4 protein-coding genes are annotated in these 3,942 nt (G+C 65.3%); 3 read left to right on the top strand and 1 reads right to left on the bottom strand.

Annotated elements, in window-relative coordinates; genetic code table 11:
* Positions 1-419 precede the first annotated feature (419 nt).
* On the top strand, positions 420-2,057 hold the full coding sequence (locus ACTOQ2_RS43715; protein WP_440107901.1) for a hypothetical protein: 1,638 nt from the start codon (positions 420-422) through the stop codon (positions 2,055-2,057).
* Between the two features lie 118 nt (positions 2,058-2,175).
* On the opposite strand, the gene ACTOQ2_RS43710 is transcribed toward ACTOQ2_RS43715, so the two are convergent.
* Complete coding sequence (locus ACTOQ2_RS43710; protein ID WP_440107899.1) at positions 2,176-2,619, bottom strand: SMI1/KNR4 family protein; 444 nt, start codon at positions 2,617-2,619, stop codon at positions 2,176-2,178.
* A gap of 339 nt (positions 2,620-2,958) precedes the next feature.
* On the opposite strand from ACTOQ2_RS43710, the gene ACTOQ2_RS43705 reads away from it, so the two are divergent.
* Both ACTOQ2_RS43705 and ACTOQ2_RS43700 read left to right on the top strand, forming a co-directional pair.
* Positions 2,959-3,144 carry a hypothetical protein gene (locus tag ACTOQ2_RS43705; protein ID WP_440107897.1) on the top strand — a complete coding sequence of 62 codons (186 nt, stop codon included), beginning with the start codon at positions 2,959-2,961 and terminating at the stop codon, positions 3,142-3,144.
* Positions 3,144-3,299: a hypothetical protein gene (locus tag ACTOQ2_RS43700; RefSeq protein WP_440107894.1), complete on the top strand. Its 156-nt coding sequence runs from the start codon at positions 3,144-3,146 to the stop codon at positions 3,297-3,299. The genes ACTOQ2_RS43705 and ACTOQ2_RS43700 overlap by 1 nt, the downstream gene beginning before the upstream one ends.
* Positions 3,300-3,942: the final 643 nt, after the last annotated feature.

Here is a 3,942-nt window from a genome sequence, read left to right as displayed (position 1 = left end):
ACGGCGGCGGCCTCGGCGGCGGACAGGCCGGCCTCCTCATCGGGAAGGGTGAACAGGTCGGGGGTGGGAGTGGCCAGGCTGAGCCGTCCGGGGGACCAGCCGTTCATCATCGGTCGCCACGGGTTCGCTCCGGCGGCGACCAGGGCGCGGGCGTTGTCGGGGCGGTTGTTGGAGACCACCGGCCCAGGGTCGCTCGGAGCGGCATACGGCCGCACACCCCGGAAACGATCAACGGCGCCTCGCCGAGGCCGAGTGCCTGGTCAGACGCCGTTTGCGATGCTCAGCAGAGAGCGTGGGATTCGAACCCACGAGACCGGTCAAAGCGCCGCCAGGTGAGCGCTACGATCAACCCTTTCGCATGGAAAGGGCGGCACGCGGTGCGGAGATACCGTCTGGGGCGGTTAGCGGTAATCGTCAACATGGCGGCGGTAATGGTCGCGGTCGTCGTCAGCCTGGTCCGGAATTCCCTCGAACCGGCCTGGACCGTGGTCCAGTGGTACCCGCCCTCCCACTTCGCCGACGAGACCTCGCTGCTCGCGGTGCTGGGTGGGTTGCTACTGGTCGGCGCGGTCAATTCGTGGATGTTCTGGCAGGTGCTCCAGGGGCCGGCCGATGCTGCGCCGTTGCCACGACGCACGCTGTGGCTGCGTCGCCTGCTCTACGTTTACGTCGGCTGGCTACTGATCCCGGTGCCGCTCCCCGACGAGGCGGGGACCGCGTTCGACATGGTGCTGTGGGTACCCGTCGTCATCCTCTTCGCGCAGGTGCTGACGCGCTCAGGACCGGCCTTCCGCCTGATCCTGGTCACCACCGCTCTGCTGAGCACGATGCTTCCATGGGTGCTCGAAGCTACGCTCCCGGACAGCTACGCCGACTGGGCCGCACCTGTGCTCTCCGCTGTGAGCCTGGCACTCGTGGCAGCGGGGCCGGCCTGGCTTCTGATGATCCTCATCGCCCAGCGACGCGACGGCCGCTGGACCCGGACCACGATGGTCCTGGGAGCGTGCCAGCTGGCGGTCATCCCCATCACCGTCGTCCTGAACCAGCTCGTCGACTTTCCGGAGAGCGTGGTTCTGTCCGACCTCCTGGATGTGCTGGTCGTCTTCCAGGTGGTCTGGCTCGCCCGGACGGCCCACGAGCTCAACCGCCCCAGCACCGCACCGGATCCCGAGCCCCTGCGCTCGCCCCGATGGCTCCTCGCGCTGATGGTCCTGGCTCCGATGGCGGTCATCGCCCCCGAGGCCAAGCCCCACATGACCTACACCTGGCTCGATGCCGACTGTTCGTCGATTCCTCTGTTCGCCGACACCCCTCCGCGGGATCGCCGGCGCATTTACCTGTGCCTGGCCGGAAACGGGCAGTCCTACGAAAACATACGGTTCTGGAGCACAGGCGGGCGCACGGTCACGGACCAGCAGCTCCTGGGCAAGGGCTGGAAGAGCTGCGCGGCAGGCGACGGCAAGGTGAGAGCCGAGGTACTGGTCTACCTGTGCCCGGAAGTCGTCGCACGTGACCATCCCGACCTCCTGCTCACGGCGGCTCAGCTCAAGCAGCGAGACGCCAAGGAGCGAGCCCGGCGGCGACAAGAGGTGGCGGATGAGGCCGCTCAGTACGTGAGCGGCTGCCGCGATCCCTGGCCCGCGCTGCGGACCTCCCGCCAGGCCACAGCCGTTCATCTGCCCACCGATTGGGACGGCTACCACATCTTCAACGGGCGCGAGGCGAGCCTGGAGGCACTCCATGCCGAGAACATCGAATCCGACAGCCCGCTCGTGGCCCACGGGGGTGCTGCCATGGTCAGCACGACGCTGGAGTACGGCGCCACCTGCGTCACTGTGAAGGTCCTGCGTACGGCCCCGCCGATCCGGCGCAAGGGCTGGGACGACGTGGTCGACGCGGATCTGGTTCTCGGCTCGGGACGGGTGCACCTGAAGGGCAGGGGCATCAAGGTCGCAGTCGCCCTTCCGAAGGAAGGGAAATACCGGGTTCGCCTGCACACCCGAACGTTGGACGAGGGGGTGGGAGAAGACCTCGTGGTGGTGTTTCCCACTTCCTAGTCGAACTGTGTTGCCTATGTCACCTGTCGCGCGTGTCGTGGACAGAACCCGTGAAGCATCTTGTGGGAGTAGACAGTTGACATGATCGAAAATGCTTCGAATTGCATCGAGGTTGGTGTCACTGCCGGCAGCCGCGATGGGGCCGATCGGATTTGTTCGGCAGTGGTGGAGCGTCGGCTGGTCGCGGGGGCGCAGATCGTCGCCGTCGCACTCGTGGCGGGCACTGCTGACTATCTGGAATGGACTCCTGATGGAGATACCACTGATCCCAGATCCGGGCGAGTTCTGGGTCGACATCACGGGTCCAGCCGACTTCGGCCAGGGGCATCAAGCGGAGAGACGCATGGCTGTACTCGTCCCAGCCATTGGTGACCTGGAGGAACTCCCGATAGCTTGGCGGCAGACGCATGCCGAGGCGTTCCTCGTGTCGCGCGATCTCTGCCTCCCCGGCACCCGGCGCGCCGAGCCAGGTCACACGGCCGAATCCGTCGTCCGGACCCGCTCGCTGTTCCGGCGGAATAGCCCTGTACTCGGCGAAGTACTTCTGGGCCGCGTCGTTCACGGTGCAAAGAAGATCGCCCCAGGGGTAACGGGGGTGTTGGAGATCACCATGGCGGAGACCCTAACGGCCACACCCGGCAGTTCAGCCGGTGTAAGGCGTAACCGTCCCACCTGACCGGTTGTGATTCTGCCCTTGTTTCCCTGTATCAGCCGCCCGCCTCGCTCCAGCCCTCGTCGAGCCTGGCCAGCAGTGGGCCCTGATCGAACCGCTGCTGCCTGCCTCGCACTGGGACGGCCGCAAGCGGGTCGTGGTCACCGACACGCTCGGGTTGTTGCCGACGGTGATGGTGCGTCCAGCCAGTGTGCAGGACCGCGCCGGGCCACCACCATGTTGCTGGGGTTGTACCTGACCGGCGCCTGCCGGGTCGTCTTCGCCGATCAGGGTTTTTCCGGGCGTCTGGTGATCGGGGCACGCGAGGTGCTGGGCATCATCGTGCACATCGTCGCCAAGCCTGGGCAGCAGCGCGGTTTTCAGGTGCATTCCCGGCGGTGGGTGGTCGAGCGGACACTCCATCGACCTGGCTGATGTTGCATCGACGGCTGGCCCGCGACTACGAGCGGCAGGCGTCGACCAGTGAGGCGATGGTCCGGTGGGCGGCGATCAGCACGCTGCTGCGGCGCATCACCCGGGGACATCCCGCCCAGCGGCCCGGACCGCGCTCCCTTGAATGGGTCCGCTGAACTTCACGATCACTGCTCAACCGCCTTCTCGCCTCAACTCGGCTGTCGATGCAGCCCATGAAACCGGAAGACAGCTTGACGTTGTTGCTCGATTGAACCGATCTCATGGGGCTGAGCCGGTGCGAACAGGTCAACTTCCTCGAGCGCGTCGCCTGCTGGTCTGGGGGCCAAGACGTATCCGATGCGACCGTTGGTGAACTGTCGAAGTTGGCCTGATGGCCAAACGTCCGATCGCGCTCCCTGGCAGCAGAGGTTGAGCCCTTCAGTTTCCAGTCGGCGACGGAGATCGATGAGGCAATCCAGCAGGTCGTCGCCCTCTACATCCAGCAGGAGACCGCCGCACGTGAGTACGAGCCTGGCCGGTACAGCGTCATAGAGCGTGAGGGTCGACGCTGCGATCCTGCCCCCGTGGTCGATAACGGCTAGTTGAAGGACTTCATTAGGCGATGTCTCCATAGACGATCAGCTTAGGGCTGGTGCCGTCGACTATCTGGGCGTGCTGTTGTGTCGTCTTCTGTCGTCTCTTCTGCCATAGAACGACCTTACGATCACCTCTCAAACACGCACTTAGCTTGTTGTTTAACCTCTGAGATCGCGTTTGGCTGTGAGGGACTTCGGTCGTTTGTTGACTTTCCCCAGTTCG

The sequence above is a fragment of the Streptosporangium sp. H16 genome (assembly GCF_051918855.1).
Classification (GTDB): domain Bacteria; phylum Actinomycetota; class Actinomycetes; order Streptosporangiales; family Streptosporangiaceae; genus Streptosporangium.
Note: the sequence above shows the minus strand (reverse complement) of the source record. Positions and strands in the feature narration are given on the sequence as shown.

What these genes read in the sequence shown, in the direction of transcription:
- ACTOQ2_RS43715 (WP_440107901.1), top strand. Translation starts at nt 420, where the DNA reads ATGGCGGCGGTAATGGTCGCGGTCGTCGTCAGCCTGGTCCGGAATTCC.
- ACTOQ2_RS43700 (WP_440107894.1), top strand. Translation starts at nt 3,144, where the DNA reads ATGTTGCATCGACGGCTGGCCCGCGACTACGAGCGGCAGGCGTCGACC.